The following is a 19,475-nucleotide window of genomic DNA, read 5'->3' on the forward strand; positions in this document are numbered from 1 at the left end:
TTTCCTAATTCAAGTGAGCGTTTTTGATTGCCGTGACCATAGCTACGACATCCCGCATCGGCTCCACATCATGCACTCGAATAATGTGAGCCCCCTGAAATACCGCAGTCGCCACCGCCGCCGCAGTGCCCATCATTCTTTCAGCCACAGGCCTCTTCACAATGGAACCAATGAACGATTTATTGGAAACCCCCACCAACACTGGTTGCCCCAAACTCTCAAACGCCGCTAACCCATTTAACAATTGGAGATTCTGTTCGGTATTTTTTGCAAAGCCAATTCCAGGGTCAATCACGATTTGCTCACGGTCGATCCCATAGGATTCAGCCATCTCAATTCGAGTCTGCAAAAAATGTTTCACGTCATCGACCACATTGTCATAGTGACAATAATCCTGCATGGTCGCGGGATCGCCCTCCATATGCATCAACACGATCCCAGCCTGATATTCAGCCACGACCTTTCCCATGTTCGGACTAAACTGCAAGGCACTGATATCGTTAATGACATGCACCCCTAATTCCAAGGCTCTTCGCGCTACCTCCCCCTTCCGAGTGTCGACTGACAGGGGCACAGAGCACCGCTTTCCTAGCACTTCCAAGACAGGATTGAGCCGACGAAGTTCTTCTTGCACATCAACACATTGAGAACCTGGCCTAGTCGATTCTGCTCCCACATCAATGATGTCTGCCCCACTATCAACCATCTTTTGAGCCTGATCAATAGCCTGATGAGGATCAAGGAACCGGCCTCCGTCTGAAAAGGAATCAGGAGTGATATTCAAGACCCCCATGATCAACGGACGTGGGCCAAGCAAAATTCGTTTGCTTCCGGCACGTATCCATCGTTCAGTAACTTCGGTGACTGAACCTGCCATGAAGACTTGCTCCTCGGAAATGGGGATGAAGATTATTCGGATGTCAGGAAAACATCCTTGATGCTGGAGAAGAGTATAAAAATTTTGATGAAATGTGAAGACCTGGATTATTTCACTTCCAGGCAACCCTCACGTATTCTTACAGAAGGCTGGAATCAGGGTGGGGCCAGCCCCTTCTTCACCGCCGTTTCACCCCGAAACGGGCGAAGGGTCCTGAACGATGGAGCCTGAAGAAATAATCTGGTCAATTTCCAAAGAGTCCAGGACTTCTTTTTCCAACAACGCTTCAGCCAACGCTCGCAAGGTATGAATATTTTCCGTCAACATGCGTTTGGTGCGCTCATAAGATTCGACAATAAGGCGCTTGACTTCGTGATCGATCTCTAAAGCCACCTGATCACTGACATCACGCCGCTGAGCGATTTCCCGCCCGAGGAACACTTCTTCATCTTTTTTCCCAAAGGTAATGGGACCAAGTTTGGCACTCATACCCCATTCACAGACCATTTTCCTCGCTAACTCGGTCGCACGTTCAATATCATTCCCAGCCCCAGTGGTGACATCCTTGAGCACGAGCTCTTCAGCCACACGGCCTCCCAAAAGAATCGACAAGGTATTATATAAAAATTCTTGGGAATAGCTATGCCGGTCATCGATCGGCAGCTGCATGGTCATGCCCATGGCCCGCCCACGCGGAATAATAGTCACCTTATGAACGGGGTCGGTCCCCGGCAGCAATTTCGCCATGAGCGCATGCCCGGCTTCATGAAATGCCGTCGTCCGCTTCTCTGCCTCACTCAGCACCATACTCTTTCGCTCAACCCCCATCATGACCTTGTCTTTAGCATTTTCAAAATCGATGAGTTCCACGACTTTTTTATTGAGACGAGCTGCCCATAATGCGGCCTCATTGACCAGATTTTCTAAATCCGCACCTGAAAAACCAGGGGTACCTCGGCCGATTTGCTCTAAGTTGACATCGGTCCCAATCGGAACTTTTTTCGTATGTACTTTTAAAATTTCTACCCGACCCCGAACATCAGGGCGATTTACCACTACCTGCCGATCAAACCGACCCGGACGCAATAACGCAGGATCCAACACATCAGGTCTGTTCGTCGCGGCGACAAGAATTACACCTTCCGTCGTATCAAACCCATCCATTTCCACAAGTAATTGATTGAGAGTTTGTTCCCGTTCATCGTGACCACCACCGAGGCCAGCGCCCCGTAAACGACCCACGGCATCAATTTCATCAATAAAAATGATGCAGGGGGCATGCTTTTTTCCTTGCTCAAATAAATCACGAACCCTGGAGGCACCAACCCCTACAAACATTTCAACGAAATCAGACCCACTGATGCTAAAGAAGGGAACGCCCGCTTCGCCAGCAATAGCCTTGGCCAGAAGCGTTTTTCCAGTGCCAGGAGGGCCCACCACAAGGACTCCCTTGGGAATCCGGCCCCCTAATTTTTGAAACTTTTGCGGATCCTTCAAAAACTCTATAATTTCAACAACTTCTTCTTTGGCTTCATCGACGCCTGCGACATCCGCGAAGGTAATTCTCTTTTTTTCTTCAGTAAGTAATCTGGCCCTGCTTTTTCCAAAGGACAGCGCACGATTGCCCCCGATCTGCATTTGCCGCATTAAGAAAAACCAAAGGCCCAAGAACAAGACAAAGGGGCCCCAGGTCACGAGAAAGGTAATATACCAGGGGCTTTCATCAGGTGGCTTGGCCTCAATTTGAACTCCATTCTCCCTGAGGGCTTTCACTAAATCAGGATATTCAACGGTATACGTATTAATCTTCGTTCCATCTTTGAGGACAGCACTAATTTGGCTATCTCTCATAACCACCTTAGAAACCTCTCCACGTTCCAGGTGCGTCATAAATTCGCTAAATATCACTGGTTCTTCAGGAGCATGAGTCGGGACCGTAAATAAATTGAACAGTAGGATCATAAATAGTCCAACTACGACCCAAAAAAGCAAGTTCTTTACCCGAGAATTCATTCGAGTTCTCTTCCTCCTAGACTAAATATTCAATTCTATCTAGATTTGCTTGGATAAGTAATCCTAAAAAACAATTAGGAAATCTCACGAATATTACCATGCAGCTGGATTCTATGACAACCAACTCCATGCCAGATTATACTGAACCCGGCCAATCCCCGACCCATGCTACCCCCAACCCATTGAATTTTCATTGATTCTTAATCATCCCTCAACGATTTATACCGAAAGGAAAAGGTTAAAGAAAAGCCGCAAAGGCAATGCCGTTCTGCCTCCATTCTCTCATGAAGCAGAAGTAGAAAAATCTGGACTCATTCTCAAGGCTACAATCCTTTTGGTTTTTCCTTTGTCCAGACGAAACCGGTGATCCATTCGAAACCCAGCCACCCAGACAATGCCCTCCGGCGCAACAACTAATGGGACTTCAGAGCGTCTCTTTCGACTCAGTTTAATATCAGAGAAAAAATCCTGAACTTTTTTATTTTGGCCATTCATGCCCAATGGGAAAAACGAATCGCCAGGCGCCCACTGGCGAACGATAAGGTCCGGAGTAAATTGGTCTGCATCAAGATAGGCTAAGGATGGACCCTCGTTCCATGACTCTGGAAGTCTTTCCATGACACAGGCCCTAAGGGTGTGATCCGTCAAAGGCCAAGAAACTAACCCTGGGATAGATAATGGCAGGGAAAGCGTCGCAGAAACCTCTTCATTTGTCCTGACAACGCAAAAATGAATTTCTTCATAGTCTCGAAAGACTTGCACACCTGAGAAATGAATCATCTGCCCGGAGCCGACACGATTCACTAGCTCCAACACGCCTTCGACAAAATCAAATCGTGGATGAACCTCGGTTTCTGTCACCTGACGATAGGCCAACAGCACAACTCTTCGCTGAAGGGCTCTAGGAAGTTCCACCAATTTCGTTCGGTTTAACACTAGGCCATTTGTGGAGGTCTTGAGGCACACCGCCACCAGCGCCTCCGCCCCCAAATGATCAAGAAAATCTGATTCATCCCGTACAATACTCGCTTGGCGGGACAACACTTGAACAATATTAGGATTGAATTTTCTGAAGATCGGCAAAACCTCCTGACGAATACGATTCCGATGATATTTCGAGTTGGCATTACTCGAATCGGTACGATAGGGCCATCGGTTTTTTAGGAGGTAGCCTTCAATCTCAGCCCTCGACTTTCCCAGGAAGGGGCGAATGAAATATGGCATCCTAAAGGCAGGCATTCCTGAGAGTCCAGACGATCCAGCCCCTCTCATCATCCACATCAGCACGGTTTCAGCTTGATCATCCTTGGAATGCCCGAGGGCCACTTTTGTGAAACCAAGTTTTTGGACGATTTTCGTAAAGACTTCATACCGAAGCTTACGTGCCAGAGACTGAAGAGATTCTCCATTTCGTGTTGGGATTTTCCCTTTGACATTCAGCCGCTGAATCACACACGGCACTCGGAGTTGTTCACACAACCTGTGAACAAAGTGCGCATCAGCCTCGCTCTCTTCGCCTCGGAGGCTATGATTCACATGGATCACATGAAGTGACAAATTCAACGCTTCCTGCCAGGCACAGAAGGCATGCAACAGAGCCACCGAATCTGCCCCGCCCGACACCGCTACCAAGACACGGTCATGATCACACAACATTCCTTGTCGACGGGCACTCGCGAGGACCTGTTGTTCAAATCGCGTCATCGAATCCATCACATTCCATGAAAGTTAACTAGATATTTCGGATTAACTTCGAGGCAACTCGTTTGCCAACACCTCTTTGGCAATTTCAACATCCAAGGCAATACGGGCAGCTAAGGCCTCAGAAGAGTCAAACACTTCGTCTCCTCTCACATATTTGAGAAAGTGAACATGAATGTGTTCCCCATATAATTGACATTCTTCATCGAGCAAATGGACTTCCAATAGTCGCTCTCCCTGGCCAAACGTCGGCCGCGTCCCAATGTAACTCACCGAAGGAAATACCTTGTCTTTCCACTGCATGGTTGTCACATAGATCCCATCAGGAGGGATGACCCGATCGATCGGCAAACGAAGATTGGCGGTTCGATAACCTAAACCTTCCCCACGCTGCTCCCCCTCAATCACGGTCCCTTCCAACGCATAGGGTCTTCCTAAACATTCCCGCGCCTCATCCATATGGCCTTGTTGAATCAATGTGCGGATTCTGGTCGAGCTCACGATCTTGTCTGCAGAACCGAGGGGTTTGAGGAGATGGACCTGAAAATTGGCACGATTTCCTAATTCGGTCAGAATGGAGACATTCCCAGCTCGTCCCTTCCCAAAGACAAAATGCTCTCCAACAAAAATATCCCGCACTCCTAATCCATCACGTAAAATTGACTGCACAAATTCTTTAGGACTCAAGGCAGCGAAGGCTTTCGTAAACTCCAGAATCACCAGGTGTTCTACCCCCACAGTCTCAAACCATTGGAGCTTCTCGTTCTGAGTTGTCAAAAATTTAAAATTGAATTTGGGATTCAGGACTTGAACCGGATGAGGATCAAAAGTCAACACCATGGGGGTGCCATGACATTCACGTGCCCAATTGACCACCGTGGAAAGCAAATGACGATGACCAAGATGCTGACCATCAAAATTACCAATAGTTAATACAGGATGAGGAGGGAGGGGAGGATTCGGAAGACCCCGCGAAACCTTCATGTGTATCGACGATTGAGGATTTGCGCGGCCTCTTTGGCGAAATAGGTCAGGATCAGATCCGCACCCGCCCGTTTAATCGAAAGCAAAGTTTCCATCATCACCTTGGATTCATCGATCCACCCTTGTTGTCCAGCCGCCTTAATCATGCTGTATTCGCCACTCACCTGATAGGCGGCAATGGGCACCGACACTTGTGCTCGCGTTTGAGCAATCACGTCGAGGTAGGGCAGCGCTGGTTTCACCATTACAATATCCGCCCCTTCTTCGACATCGAGTTCGACCTCGCGAAGAGCTTCACGAGCATTGGCGGGGTCCATTTGATAGGACCGCCGATCACCAAAGGCCGGGGTAGAGTCCGCAGCTTCACGAAACGGCGCATACAAACTTGAGGCATATTTCGCGGCATAGGACATGATGGGCATATCACAAAACCCCGATCGATCTAATTCCTCGCGGATGGCCCCAACTCGACCGTCCATCATGTCGGAAGGTGCCACCATATCAACGCCCGCCTCAGCATGGGTCCAAGCCATCTGTCGCAAACATTCTAAAGTCTCATCATTGAGAATCTTGCCGTCTTGCACGACCCCACAATGCCCATGGTCCGTATATTCATCAATACACACATCCGTAATGATGAGGAGATCGGGCACCTGACTCTTCAGTATCCGAATCGCCTCTTGAACGATTCCCTTGGGATCGTAAGCCGCGGTTCCCCGAGCATCTTTGCGGTCGGGGATACCAAAGAGCATGACCGCAGGAATTCCTAACTGATGCGTTTCTGCAACCTCTTTCACCAGCAGATCGATGGACCATCGGTATTGCCCGGGCATGGAGGAAATGGGCGTTTTCTGATTCTTTCCTACCGTTACAAACAGGGGATAGATCAGGTCATTCGGAGTCAGATGGGTTTCGCGTACCAAACGACGCAGCGATTCATGTTGCCGCAACCTCCGCATGCGGTGTCGAGGAAATGCCATAATCGTGAAAATCCTATTGCGTTACGAGATGCCTTGGGACATCAGGCTGCCCAAGCAACGGAACCGGCCCCCGGCATTATCCCGTACTATTTCCGGGGAAGGTTTGTAAGAAATACCACAAGGTCGCGCACTGAAATCATACCAACGAGCTCACCCCCTGCTCCGGACACCCCTAAGTGCCGGATATGTTCTTTGGCCATCAAATCATTGGCATCAAGAAGCGTTTTATTTTCGTCAATACATAAGATGGGCGCAGACATAATTTGTTCAACGGTCGTCTGAGTTGATTCCAACCCAGCGGCCACCAAACGCCTCACCAGATCGGTATCCGTGAGGATCCCAATAATTTTACCCTCACGAGTGACGAAAATACTTCCAATGCCGCTAGCACGCATGATTTCTGCTGCCTGACGGACATTCACGTCACGATCGACGGTAATGAACTTGTCGGCCGGAACCATAAAAGATTTCACGGGAACCATAAGTGTCTCCTTCGTTTAACAACCTAGTAATGGTTAGTCTCTTCTCTCATGTGTGAATGACAACCTCACCTTTCGCCAGATCCTAGCTTGACACGGTAGCGCGGGTCTGTCGTTGACGATATTCCACCAGCGCCTCAACCAGAGCGGGAATGGTATTTTGCCCGGCAACGACATCAACTTGCAATCCCAATTCTCTGGCCGTTTCGGCAGTGATAGGCCCAATACACCCGATAATGGTGTGTTGGAGATTTTTTTTCAATTCCTTCATCCCACCAAACAACTCCACGAAATTTCGAACGGTGGACGAACTCGCAAAGGTGATAATCTCTATTTCTTGAGAACGCAGCCGGCCGACGATGGCATCGACGGCAGCTTGGGGAATTACCGTTTGATAGACCGACACAACCTGGACCTCTGCCCCTAAACGACGCAATTCCTCTGGCAAAATTTCCCTGGCTTGTGCCGCACGAGCAATCAACACACGTTGACCGGCCACCCCCGCCTTTTTCATGACTTCAAGGATACCCTCGGCTTGAAATTTCGAAGGCACTACATCAGCCTGCACACCAAATTTTTCTAATTCCTCAGCAGTTCGTGGGCCGATACAACATACACGCATGCCATGTAGGCTCCGAGCATCCCGACCGAGATGCCACAACCGTCGCATAAAATGCTGCACGCCGTTCACACTCGTCAAAACCAACCACTGAAACGTATCAAGATGACCAATCGCGTCATCAGCGGATTTCCAATTGTCGGGTGGTAGAAATTCAATGGTGGGACATTCCACCGGCTCCCCGCCATAGGCTAACAAAAGCCGAGAGAGTTCAAAGGCTTGACTACGTGCACGAGTTACTAAAATCCGAGCGCCAAACAACGGACGGGATTCAAACCAATTCATGTGCTCGCGCAACTGAACTACCTGGCCAATAACAATAATAGTCGGTGGTTGAATGTTGGCGACCTCGGCCTTCGCCACGATGTCTGACAACATTCCAACTACGGTTCGTTGCTTGGGATAAGTCCCCCATTGAATAAGGGCAATAGGAGTATCTCCTGATTTGCCTTCCTCCATTAACCGATGCACGATAGTCGGCAAATTTTTTGCGCCCATGAGGAACACCAACGTGCCATCCACAGTAGCTAATCGTGGCCACTCCAGCACCGTCCCCCCCTTGCTGGGGTCCTCATGACCCGTCACAAAGGTCACGGTGGAAGCCAGCGTTCGGTGTGTCACCGGAATACCGGCATAGGCGGGCACGGCCACTGCCGATGTCACACCAGGGACTATTTCAAAAGGCACAGATTGTTCAGCCAACATTTCGGCTTCCTCACCTCCCCGTCCAAAAACAAACGGGTCCCCACCTTTCAAACGAACCACCTGTTTTCCCTCTTGAACCTTTTGAATCAACAAACGATGAATTTCTTCTTGAGGACGATACGCCCCTCGCCCACAGCGCCCGACATAAATTCGTTCTGCCTGGGACGGCGCATAGTCCAACAACGCAGGATTGGCTAGATGGTCGTAGAGCACCACGTCGGCCTTTTCCAAACAGGCCTTTCCATAAATAGTAAGCAATCCAGGGTCTCCAGGACCTGCACCAATTAAATAGACTTTTCCTATTCGCATACCAACACCATTCACGCTTGGTCGTAAATTTCGTGCAGAATTTTATCCCCGCCTGCAGCCAAAATTCGTTCAGCGACGGTCACTCCCAAGGACTCAACCTCTTCCACTGGACCAGAGATTTTTTCATGAATGATTTTCCGACCATCCACACTTGCCACCAACCCATGGAAAGTCAGTCGTTGACCATCAAGCGCCGCATGCCCGGCAATAGGCACCTGACAGCCACCCTCCAACCGCGCAAGAAACGCCCGCTCTGTGGTCACGGCTATTCGAGAAGGCGGGTCATTGAGCGAATCCAACAGATTTGCCACAAATAAATCATCCATCCGCCCCTCAATACCCAACGCTCCCTGTCCTACAGCTGGAAGACAAATATCCGGGGAAAGACATTCCGTAATCTGTTTCGCCCAGCCGAGTCGCTTCAACCCGGCGGCGGCGAGAATGATCGCATCAAATTGCCCTTCTTGAAGTTTTCGCATCCGGGTATCGAGATTGCCCCTCAACATATGGATGGATAAGTCTGGCCGTTGCGCTAACAATTGGGATTGTCGCCGAAGACTACTTGTGCCAACTTTGGCTGACGAGGGCAGATCCCGAAACGACCAGCCCCCACGGCTCAATAAGGCATCCCGTGGATCTTCACGACGCGGCACACAGTGAAGAGTTAACCCTTCAGGCAAGACCGAAGGCACATCTTTCATGCTATGCACCGCCAGGTCAATATCTTTCCTCAGTAACGCCTCTTCAATTTCTTTAACAAATAGGGCCTTCCCTCCAATCTTAGCCAACGGTACATCTTGAATTTTATCCCCACTGGTTTGGATCCGCTCCAAACGAATGGAAAGATGCGGAGCCACCTCTTGAAGCCGTGCCAGCACCCATTCGGCTTGCCACATCGCTAACTGACTGCCACGAGTCCCAATGACTAATGACCTTCGAGACCCGTTTTCTGAACTCACGTGTTCTCCCTTTGACACACACCTTGATCGATCATTGCTCTCCAGACTTCTTGGGCTAAGAAGATTCTCCCCGCCCTTCAAGAGGGGAACCTTCTGCCACCCCGCTAGGCTAACTTTTTGGTTTCCTGAGAAAGTTGAGGATTTACTGAAGGGTGTACATTGAGCTGATCCACAGATGGTTTTGGGTTAGAGTTCTCAGTACACTCAGATGATGCCCGTGATGGCTCATCCCCTTCTTTTTCAATATCGCCAGTATCCAGATCATAAAAACGGCGGGCCGCATCAATATAGATCGAACCATTGGAAGATTGTGCCGCAGACTTAAGAGTCACTAACGACCCATGGATCAGTTTATTCACAATCCCTGAGGCCAACCCTTCAATCGTTTCACGATCCACATCAGAGAGTGCGCTCAACCGATTGAGAGCTTTCTCCACCTCCACTTTTTTAATTTCCTCAGCCCGTTTTCGTAACGCCACAATCGTAGGAGTTGCCACGAGGGATTGTAGCCATTTTTGAATTACAACCACCTCCTCCTTCGCAATGGCCTCGGCTTTGGTGGATTCGGCTCGTCGCTCTTCTCGATTCTGCTCGATGTGCATTTCTAAGTCATCAATATCGAACAGAAACGCGTTATCCACTTCACGCACCGCCGGGTCGATGTTTCGAGGAACCGACACGTCAATGAGGAAAATGGGCCGATTCCTGCGTTCGCGCACTGCTCGATTTACATCTTCGGCGCTGATTAAATAATGTGATGCTCCTGTAGAACAAATGACGATATCGGCTTTCCCCATTTCACTTCGAAAATCCTCAAAAGGAATTGGTGAACCTTCAAACCGATTGGCCACCGTTCGCGCGCGCAAAGGATCACGGGTAGTCAACAACACCTGCCTGACCCCATGATTTACCAGATGTTGGGCCGCGAGCTTCGCCATTTCTCCGGCCCCCACGAGCATCACGGTCCGGGCTGATAAATTGCCAAATACTTTTTTGGCCAATTCTACGGCCGCATAGCTGACCGACACGGCATTTTCTGCAATACGCGTTTCTGTTCGAACTCGTTTGGCCACCGATATGGCTTTTTTCACAAGCTTATTGAGGATGATTCCACTCGCGTTATGGGTTAATGCCAATCGAAAAGCATTTTTTACTTGCCCCAAAATTTGTGGTTCCCCAACGACCATGGAATCTAGGCTTGAGGTCACGCGAAAAAGGTGGGAGATAGTTCGATCTCCAGCATGCCAATACAAGTGGGGCAAGAGCTGCTCTGCCGAAAGAGAAAGATGTGAATCCACAAGAAACTCCTGAATCGAGGAGAACCCGGACTCGACCTGATCCACCACGGCATACACCTCCACGCGATTACAGGTTTGCAGCACCATGCCCTCTTTCACGCCAGGATAAGTCATGAGCCGTGTCAACGCTTCGCCCATGCGGCTATCCGGGACGGCTAATAATTCCCGAAGTTCTACCGGTGCAGTCTTGTGAGATAGACCTACGGCAATAATGTGCATTAGCTCACCGGTGTCCCACTACTTTTTAGAATGACTCCTAGGAAGGTGAGGAGCACTCCAGCAAATCCGACAACCGTTAAATAGGCGGCTTTTTTCGCTCTCCACCCTCCTGTCACTCGCCCCAGCAATACAATAAGATAAAATACCCAAGTCACCATGGCCCACGTTTGTTCAGGATTCCAACTCAAATAAGCGCCCACCGTAATCTGGGCAGAAATCGCCCCAGTCAAAATCCCCAGTGTTAAAAAAGGAAAACCCAGCAAAATGGAACGCTGGTTCAACATATCCAAAAAGTCCAAGGGGGGCAGTTTAAAAAAAAGCACATTAAATTGTTTGGATTTGAGCAATCGCTCCTGCATTAAATACATCAGGCCCGCCACAAAGGCGACGGCAAACCCCACCGTGCCCAACATACTCAGCGTCACGTGGACCCACACCGCCTGAAACATCGGGTGCAAGACCGGAGCTTCTGCAGGAAGAATGGCCGTAGAAACTAAGGAAAGAAATGCCAACGGAAGGATAAAAGACCCGAGAACTTGCAAATGCGGTCGAATCGCAGCGCCCAAAAACACCAACACCAAGGACCAGGAGAAAAAAGAGAGGGCCTTTGGGAAGGTGACCCATTTCAATTCATCGCCAGACCAAAGTTGTAAGGCGAGAGCTAGGGTATGGGTCAAAAATCCGAGTCCAGTCATTCCCACAGCCATTTTAGCCAGGAGGTCGGAACGGCGTACCAAGCAAATCAAAAAGCTAACTGTCCCGAGGAAGTACAACCCCAAGGTGATTTGGAAAAAAACAACCGTCATAACTTGTGGAAATCCTTTTAAAATAGTCCTAAAGACCCAGTATCAAAGTATAGTTACGCCCATGAGGGAGGTCAAGGAATTGTCCTAGGAGAGCAAAAGAGGACTTCTGAAAAGATTGCTGCTGATCATGATCCTTGGCAGGTTCGTCTTTCTGATAAAATGCCCATTTTGAATTTTATAAACAGAACACTCTGAGGATTGAATTTGGAAGTCCCAACAATTCCGTTCGTGTTGCCAAGCAGAATGTAAAATCTTTGCCAGTTCCAGAAGCCTTACCCGCCAGATGCCGCAGTAGCGCCACCGCAAACATTAATTGCCTGACCGGTAATTGCCGCAGCCGTTGGCGAGCACAGAAAAAGAATAGTCGCGGCAATTTCTTCCACATCTGCCATGCGCTTGATCGGAACCGCTTCAATAGCGAGATTTTTGAAATCTTCAGCTGGCATTCCCAAAACCTCGGCCGTTTCTTCAATACCTTGGCGCGCCATGGCCGTATCGACCCAGGTGGGACACACGGCATTCACGGTAATTCCTCGTTCCGCGACCTCCAAGGCTACGGCTTTCGTAAATCCAATAATGCCATGTTTGGCCGTGCAATAGGCCGCATAACCGGGAACGCCAAATCGGCCCAAAACCGAAGAAAGATTAATAATTCGGCCATAACCGGGAGCCTTCATATGTGGCAATACGACCTTTGAACAAAGGTACGACCCAGTAAGATTAGTTTGAAGAATACTGAGCCATCGAGAGTCATCCATTTCATCCATTGGAGTGCGCCCCGACATTCCGGCATTGTTCACCAAAATATCAATTTTCCCCCATTCTGCCACAATGGTTGCGACAACCCTTTCGACATCCGAACGGTTGGTCACGTCCGCAGGAATACCAATGGCTTGAGTGCCCATTTCCTTCAGCGCCGTCACTGTTTCCTCAAGAGGTTGTGGACGCCGCCCACAAATAGCGACTCGCGCCCCCTCAACAGTAAGGGCTTTGGCCACTCCACAACCAATTCCCACTCCGCCCCCCGTGATCAAGGCCACACGATCTTTCAGCATAATTTGGTGTCTCCTAAAGGGTCATGCTATTTTGGGATGACAGAATTCCCAGAATGTTTCAAAACTAGCTTTCTCAACGACAGATTTTTATGAATTGATGCCCCCTGAAACAAACACGGGTATTTCTCAGCTGGAAAAACTTTGTTTGTCAGAAAGCACCAACAGATAGATTAGGAAACCTTTTGATAACGAGAACACTATGAGCGGCAAATTATACATCGTGAGTACCCCTATCGGGAACCTGGAGGACCTGACATACCGGGCCCATCGTATTCTCCAAGAGGCTAATATCATTGCGGCTGAAGACACTAGGCATACACAAAAACTCTGCCTTCATTATGGAATTGGTACAACGCTTACAAGTTATCACGATTACAACAAAGAAGAGAAAACCCCGGTGCTTCTGGAAAAAATTCGAGAAGGCCAATCCATTGCTCTGGTGTCTGATGCAGGCACACCATTAATTTCCGATCCGGGATACTATCTCCTGACTCGAACTATAGCCGCCGGTTTCACGGTAGTTCCAATCCCAGGCCCCTCAGCAATTCTCACCGCTCTGGCAGCATCAGGATTGCCCACAGATGCCTTTCGATACGAAGGGTTTTTGCCAAAGAAATCAGGGGCAAGGTCTCGAATGTTACAAACTTTAGCGGAGGAATCCCGAACAATTATTCTTTTTGAAACCCCTCATCGAATTAAAGCCACATTGGAAGAAATCCAAGAATGTTTTGGGACTCGACCATTAGTCCTCGCTCGAGAATTGACAAAAACCTATGAGGAAATCATTCGAGGAAGTGCTGAAGAAATATTGGGAAAATACCAGACTCTAAAACCAAAGGGCGAGATGACTTTGCTGATCGCGGGAAAACCAAAGGCAAAAAAACTTCCCAAACGGAAAATGGGCCCTAATCCTCACCCTTTTGGATTAAAATCCGATGATGAACTCCATAAGGCTCCTGAATAAGAACAGCATGCCCCTCATTACGTAAACTTTGAGGAACATTTTTTATTGGCTCGCCATCATCCAAGACCACCGCTAAAATATCCCCCGCCTGCATCCTATCCAATTGCAATTTCGTCTTTACGAAATTATATGGACAAATGACTCCTCGCAAATCTAATTCCGTTTGAACTTTAATCTTGTTACTCATCAACCAAGACCCAGGGTTACCCCAATTCCATTAACCAATGACTCAGGACATCTTCATTTTGACATAAGATTCTTAAAAAAAAGGAGCGTGTCAACAACCGCTGACACGCTCCATAGTTATGTAAAGAAACCGGAATAATTCAACAGGTAATTACTGAACCGTTCCCTTGCTGAAATTTGCCCGGTCAGAACCATAGTCTGTCGCAATGGTATCCGCAACCCGTTTGTTTACATTATCCGGCTGTGGCGCACATTGCCAACAAGGAGCGGCACCCGTTATCACACCAATACTGGAAGTAATCCCGGAGTTCAAGGCACCTTCTTGGATCCCGCCTTCAGGCACTCCCGTGTAACTACCACTACCGATTGGAAGAACAGAAGCAGTCGACGGATCTGGTCGTTGACCTAAACCACCTCCGAAGCCAGTGTTATTCAGGCCACCAAGAACTTGGGATCCTTTAAGGACATACACAGACCGAACCAGCTTTCTCCCAGTGCTAAATTTGTGGTCCCGATCTGTTTCCTGTACCAATTGAACCGAGACATGGTCGCCCTTATTAATGGCTTTTAAATTTTCGAGGTTGGTATGGTCGTCAAAATACAATTCTTGAATATTCATGGACCCTCGTTGCATCTGACGTTCATCTTGTGAACTTCCGCCCATGTCAAGAAACAATCGACCACTTGCCAAATCTACTCCAACCACCTCTCCCTGAACAGTTTCAGGTTGTGACAAATACCGTAACATGTCACCTTCATCCATAACCCGAGCACGTGTCCCTGATCCTTGTGAATCACCAACACCCGTTCCGAATCCAGAGTGCTGAGGCGCCCGCTCTTGCGCCACGGCCACGCCGACTGAGCCTGCAAGAATGATAGCTGCTCCAAAATACCCTAACTTCCGCATGTGGCTCCTCCTTAGGAAGTGTAAGTTAATAATCTAAAAAATTAATAACGAATGATACCCGGTCCACTAACATTTTCAGTCCTAGGGTTGGTAACTATAGTGATCTCATTCCCCGCTGTCAAGGGGATTTTCCCCCATATTTCTATGTGTAAACTTCGAAGCAAAGGATGAAAATCCTATAGTTTACTCAATCGGTTATATAACTATTGTTCCCTTGAGTCCACACGTAATCTTTCAAAACAATCTAACCCTATGAAATTTCCGAAAAAATGGTGCCCGGACCGAGGGTCGAACTCGGACTCTCTTGCGAGAACCGGATTTTGAGTCCGGCGCGTCTGCCAGTTCCGCCATCCGGGCATGGGTTGACAAGGGTCAATTTCTAGCATGATCCCCAAACCCCGTCAATGAACGCCGGGGTAGCTTTTCAGAAATTCTTTTCCCGTGATATGATTTACTGTTTTTCCAACACAGCCTCTACCATTATTTGCCTTCATTCAAAGAGAAAAAAGGAGAAGGTTCATGGCCGAAATTCAATGTTTAAAATGCGAAAAGACTTCAGAAATGATGACTGAACCCTTATTTATGGGAAAATTAGAACAAGAGATAAAAAATAGCGTCTGCGAGGCCTGTTGGACGGAATGGAATAAACCCGGTGGCGTAAAGACCATGGTCATCAATGAATACCAACTTAATCTAGGGGATGAAAACGGTCGCGCTGCACTCAAAAAACAAATGCGAGCCTTTTTTAAACTTCCCGATGCAGGTGTTGAATTTAAGGACTATCGAACGTAAAAACCGTTAAACTACCTAACAAGTTTCACTTCATTAGCTAAAGAGAAACTCATTATGAGGATTTGGCTCAACTCCGAAGATGGAAAGAGGGTTCACTCATAACTACCACAGATAAGAGTTTACTTTTACCGTTAGTGTTATGAATACGCCACTTGGAAAAGGCATTTTTTTGGTCGCCACCCCAAGCCTCCGGGATCCCAATTTTCGACAGACGGTCGTGTTACTTTGTGAATATGGAACCGAAGGCGCATTGGGGGTGGTGGTCAACCGTCCAACGGAAATGAACATCACAGAAGTCTTGCCTCAGGTCCCGATTTTAGAAGGCCAGAGCCACATGGTGTTTTCAGGCGGCCCCGTTCAGCAAAATCATCTTTTGGTGTTGTACAAAACCCCCGAAGGACCTGAAAATACACATCACGTGTTTGATGGTGTGTATCTTGGGGGCAACATGGAAATACTAGAAGAAATTGTGAAAAACCCATTTAGCCCAGATAATTTTCGCGCGTTCATGGGGTACTCCGGATGGGCACCTGGGCAACTAGAAGCTGAAATGGAAACCGGCTCATGGCTCACCTTGCCGGCTGACTCTTCTTTTATGTTTGACCGAGAACATACCCGGCTTTGGGGGGATATCCTCCGATCGTTGGGGAACCAATATGAAATGTATGGGGACATGCCTGTCGATCCTAATATGAACTAAAACAGTTCTGGCAAATTGGCCTTTTCAATGGTTCAATTTAGAAGCCCCCCTCTACCACTACCGAGACAAATTCTTCTTAGGCCACAGCCTTCCGTAAAAACTTCCCAGTGAAAGAGAACTCATTTTCCATCACATCCTCAGGCCGCCCCTCCGCCACAATTCTTCCACCCTGATGGCCACCTCCAGGACCAAGATCAATAACCCAGTCGGCTGACTTGATAACATCGAGCTGGTGTTCGACCACGATCACTGAATTCCCGGCATCGACCAATTTTTCCAACACCTGCAATAAATTTCGCACATCGGCCAGATGAAGCCCAGTGGTTGGTTCATCCAAAATATACAATACTCCCTTGGCCTGGGAAGAAAAACTCTGCACCTTCCCAGATTTCTTTGTTCCATTCACCGTAGCCAGCTCTGCCGCCATTTTGAGCCTCTGCGCTTCACCTCCCGAAAGACTGGGCGCCGATTGACCGAGGCGAAGGTACCCCAAACCCAGGTCAATCAAAAGATCCAACACACGTGATAATGCACCAGAGGACCCGCGAAACACCTGTTGAGCTTCTCGAACTGTCAGGTCGAGGATGTCGTGAATGGAATAACCACGCCAGCGAACGTGCAGCACGTCGGAATTAAACCGTCGGCCTTCACAGGCCTCACACGTCACATATAAATCTTCAAAAAAATACATTTCGAGTTTTTCCAACCCATTCCCCTGGCACCGTTGGCACCGACCTAACCCTGAATTAAACGAAAAATGCGATGCCGTTAGCCCACGTTGCTTGGCATCAAACGTCGAGGCAAAGAGTTGCCGAATGTGTTGGAACCCTTTCATATAAGTGATGGGATTTGATCTCGGGGTTCGTCCAATGGGGTCTTGATTGATCATCCGAACTGTCGACACCTGACTGAGCCCTTCGATTTTGTCAAAACGACCCATCGGCAAAAACTCAAGCCCAAACGCCCTCGCCATCGCCCGATATAATGTCTGCGCCACTAACGTGCTTTTTCCAGAACCAGAGACTCCGGTTACACAGACGAGCATCCCCAATGGAAATCGAACGGTCAGGTGTTGAAGATTATTCTCCTGAGCCCCGTGCAGAATGATAAATTGTCCGCTATCTGGCCTACGCATCTGCGGAATAAGGATTTGCTCGTCACCTCGAAGAAACCGAGCTGTCAACGCATCAGGATGTCTAAGAAATTCATTGCGAGGGGCTGAGCACACGATTGTGCCGCCTTGTTCACCAGCCAATGGGCCAAGCTCTATTACATGATCGGCCTGCTCGATCACCTGACGATCGTGCTCCACGACCACAATAGTATTCCCACGGTGCGCCAGTTCTCGCAAAATTGTGGCCAACATGGCCGTATCTCGGGCATGCAGGCCGATTGTTGGCTCATCCAATACGTACAATGAGCCAACAAGGTGTGCCCCCAATTGATTCGCCAGAGCAATCCGCTGTGCTTCTCCGCCGGAGAGCGAACGGGTTTCACGCAACAGCGTGAGATACTCCAACCCGACCCTCACGAGAAAATCGAACTTAAGTTGCAAGCGGGGAATCAGATCCTTCGTGAGGGAAGACTCGAAGTCCGAGATAGGAAGATCATTCAGCCATTGGCTGACTTGCCCGATCGAAAGCTGCGAAACCTCATGAATATTCATGCCATGGATGGTGACATGAAGCGCCTCAGGCTTGAGCCGACTTCCGTGACAAACCAGACATTGCACGGGACTTCGATACCGGCTCAGGAATACCCGCACGTGCATCTTGTATCGTTTCCTCTCCAAGGCTTCGAAAAACTGGTCGACTCCTTTCAGGCCCTTCGCCCCTTTCCATATCAGCGCCCGATGTTCTTCACTGAGTTTTTGGTATGGCATCGTGATATCGATCCCGTACCTTTTGGCTCCACGAAGCAATTGATGTTGCCACAATGCAGCAGATGGCTTGGTCCAGGGCTCGATCGCCCCTGCCATCAATGATCGTGTTTGATCTGGCACGACCAAGGCTTCGTCATACTGCAGCACATTGCCAAACCCTTTGCATTCCAGACAGGCACCCAAAGGATGATTGTATGAAAACGAAACCGGCCGTGGCGGCACCGCCTTGTATCCACAAGATCGACATTGCGCTTCTGCGTTGTATTGAAATGAGCCACCGTCAATTACAGCCACGCGGCATTGGCCGTCGCCTTCTCGATAGGCGGCCTCTACCGCTTCCATCAATCGAGTGCGATTATCCTGGCGTAACACCAATCGATCCAAGATCACAAAAAATTGTTTTGGCCAACGATGGGGTAGGGAATCCGAGCCATCGAGGGAGAGCACTTTGTCCTTTACTAGAACACGGACAAATCCCCGTTGAAGTAACACCTCAGCAATTGAAGATTTGGGCAGGGCCTTACATTCTGAAAAAGGAAACAACACCATTACCCGGCCCTGCGGATATCGCTCAAGTAACTCATCAACAATGGCATCCGGCAGATCAGCACGAACTTCGACCTGACACTTTGGACAAATGGGACGACCGATTTTGGAAAACAAAAGGCGTAGATGATCAGATATTTCAGTGGCGGTCCCGACAGTCGAACGCGCCGTTCGAACCGAATTCTTCTGTTCAATGGCAATCGCTGGACGAATGTTCTCGATGTGATCAACCTCAGGCCGATCCAGTCGCTCAATAAACATTCGCGTGTAAGTAGAAAGCGATTCGACAAACCGCCATTGCCCCTCAGCAAACAACGTATCAAACGCTAGCGACGACTTTCCGGATCCCGACACTCCCGTCACCACCGTGACCGCATTGTGAGGGATACTCACGGATACATTGCGAAGATTGTTCTGTCGCGCTCCCTGAATTATGATCGCGTCTTTATCTTGTCCGTTTTTCATAAGTCCTAGTTTCTCAAATCAAATTGGCA

At 48.7% G+C, this 19,475-nt stretch carries 17 protein-coding genes and 1 tRNA gene; 3 read left to right on the top strand and 15 right to left on the bottom strand.

Annotated features, from left to right (window positions below; all coding sequences use genetic code 11):
* Positions 1-4: 4 nt before the first annotated feature.
* The 11 genes from folP to PPG34_RS18040 form a co-directional block, all read right to left on the bottom strand.
* Positions 5-877 carry a dihydropteroate synthase gene (gene folP, locus PPG34_RS17990; RefSeq protein WP_313834833.1) on the bottom strand — a complete coding sequence of 291 codons (873 nt, stop codon included), beginning with the start codon at positions 875-877 and terminating at the stop codon, positions 5-7.
* Between the two features lie 189 nt (positions 878-1,066).
* On the bottom strand, positions 1,067-2,890 hold the full coding sequence (gene ftsH / locus PPG34_RS17995; protein ID WP_313834834.1) for an ATP-dependent zinc metalloprotease FtsH: 1,824 nt from the start codon (positions 2,888-2,890) through the stop codon (positions 1,067-1,069).
* Positions 2,891-3,172: 282 nt separating this feature from the next.
* Positions 3,173-4,594, bottom strand: coding sequence for a tRNA lysidine(34) synthetase TilS (gene tilS, locus PPG34_RS18000; protein ID WP_313834835.1), 1,422 nt, complete (start codon positions 4,592-4,594; stop codon positions 3,173-3,175).
* Positions 4,595-4,636: 42 nt separating this feature from the next.
* Entirely contained in the window at positions 4,637-5,575 is a 939-nt protein-coding gene (locus tag PPG34_RS18005; RefSeq protein WP_313834836.1) for a bifunctional riboflavin kinase/FAD synthetase, read from the bottom strand.
* Complete coding sequence (gene hemB, locus PPG34_RS18010; RefSeq protein ID WP_313834837.1) at positions 5,572-6,555, bottom strand: porphobilinogen synthase; 984 nt, start codon at positions 6,553-6,555, stop codon at positions 5,572-5,574. Before hemB ends, PPG34_RS18005 begins: the two co-directional genes overlap by 4 nt.
* An 86-nt stretch (positions 6,556-6,641) precedes the next feature.
* Positions 6,642-7,037, bottom strand: a complete 396-nt coding sequence (locus tag PPG34_RS18015) for a CBS domain-containing protein (RefSeq protein WP_313834838.1) — start codon at positions 7,035-7,037, stop codon at positions 6,642-6,644.
* An 82-nt stretch (positions 7,038-7,119) separates the two neighbouring features.
* Positions 7,120-8,667 (bottom strand): uroporphyrinogen-III C-methyltransferase, encoded by a 1,548-nt coding sequence (gene cobA, locus PPG34_RS18020; protein ID WP_313834839.1) that lies wholly within the window; start codon positions 8,665-8,667, stop codon positions 7,120-7,122.
* A gap of 11 nt (positions 8,668-8,678) precedes the next feature.
* On the bottom strand, positions 8,679-9,626 hold the full coding sequence (hemC, locus tag PPG34_RS18025) for a hydroxymethylbilane synthase (protein WP_313834840.1): 948 nt from the start codon (positions 9,624-9,626) through the stop codon (positions 8,679-8,681).
* A gap of 104 nt (positions 9,627-9,730) precedes the next feature.
* Entirely contained in the window at positions 9,731-11,143 is a 1,413-nt protein-coding gene (gene hemA / locus PPG34_RS18030; RefSeq protein ID WP_313834841.1) for a glutamyl-tRNA reductase, read from the bottom strand.
* Complete coding sequence (locus PPG34_RS18035) at positions 11,143-11,949, bottom strand: cytochrome C assembly family protein (protein WP_313834842.1); 807 nt, start codon at positions 11,947-11,949, stop codon at positions 11,143-11,145. Before PPG34_RS18035 ends, hemA begins: the two co-directional genes overlap by 1 nt.
* Before the next feature lie 272 nt (positions 11,950-12,221).
* Positions 12,222-13,004, bottom strand: coding sequence for an SDR family NAD(P)-dependent oxidoreductase (locus PPG34_RS18040; protein ID WP_313834843.1), 783 nt, complete (start codon positions 13,002-13,004; stop codon positions 12,222-12,224).
* A 199-nt stretch (positions 13,005-13,203) separates the two neighbouring features.
* Between PPG34_RS18040 and rsmI the strand changes: the two genes are divergently transcribed.
* Positions 13,204-13,968, top strand: coding sequence for a 16S rRNA (cytidine(1402)-2'-O)-methyltransferase (gene rsmI, locus PPG34_RS18045; RefSeq protein ID WP_313834844.1), 765 nt, complete (start codon positions 13,204-13,206; stop codon positions 13,966-13,968).
* On the opposite strand, the gene PPG34_RS18050 is transcribed toward rsmI, so the two are convergent.
* The 3 genes from PPG34_RS18050 to PPG34_RS18060 form a co-directional block, all read right to left on the bottom strand.
* A complete protein-coding gene (locus PPG34_RS18050) occupies positions 13,910-14,155 on the bottom strand; it encodes a sulfurtransferase TusA family protein (protein WP_313834845.1) in 246 nt (81 codons plus the stop codon). The two genes, rsmI and PPG34_RS18050, sit on opposite strands and share 59 nt — an antisense overlap.
* Before the next feature lie 150 nt (positions 14,156-14,305).
* A complete protein-coding gene (locus tag PPG34_RS18055) occupies positions 14,306-15,061 on the bottom strand; it encodes a hypothetical protein (RefSeq protein WP_313834846.1) in 756 nt (251 codons plus the stop codon).
* Between the two features lie 270 nt (positions 15,062-15,331).
* Positions 15,332-15,418, bottom strand: a tRNA-Leu gene (locus tag PPG34_RS18060).
* Positions 15,419-15,580: 162 nt separating this feature from the next.
* Between PPG34_RS18060 and PPG34_RS18065 the strand changes: the two genes are divergently transcribed.
* Together PPG34_RS18065 and PPG34_RS18070 are read left to right on the top strand one after the other, a co-directional pair.
* Positions 15,581-15,853: a Fe(2+)-trafficking protein gene (locus tag PPG34_RS18065; RefSeq protein WP_313834847.1), complete on the top strand. Its 273-nt coding sequence runs from the start codon at positions 15,581-15,583 to the stop codon at positions 15,851-15,853.
* 139 nt (positions 15,854-15,992) lie between these two features.
* Positions 15,993-16,553 carry a YqgE/AlgH family protein gene (locus PPG34_RS18070; RefSeq protein WP_313834848.1) on the top strand — a complete coding sequence of 187 codons (561 nt, stop codon included), beginning with the start codon at positions 15,993-15,995 and terminating at the stop codon, positions 16,551-16,553.
* Between the two features lie 76 nt (positions 16,554-16,629).
* On the opposite strand, the gene uvrA is transcribed toward PPG34_RS18070, so the two are convergent.
* Positions 16,630-19,446, bottom strand: coding sequence for an excinuclease ABC subunit UvrA (gene uvrA / locus PPG34_RS18075; protein ID WP_313834849.1), 2,817 nt, complete (start codon positions 19,444-19,446; stop codon positions 16,630-16,632).
* Positions 19,447-19,475: the final 29 nt, after the last annotated feature.

The organism is Candidatus Nitronereus thalassa (genome assembly GCF_032191465.1).
Classification (GTDB): Bacteria; Nitrospirota; Nitrospiria; order Nitrospirales; family UBA8639; genus Nitronereus; species Nitronereus thalassa.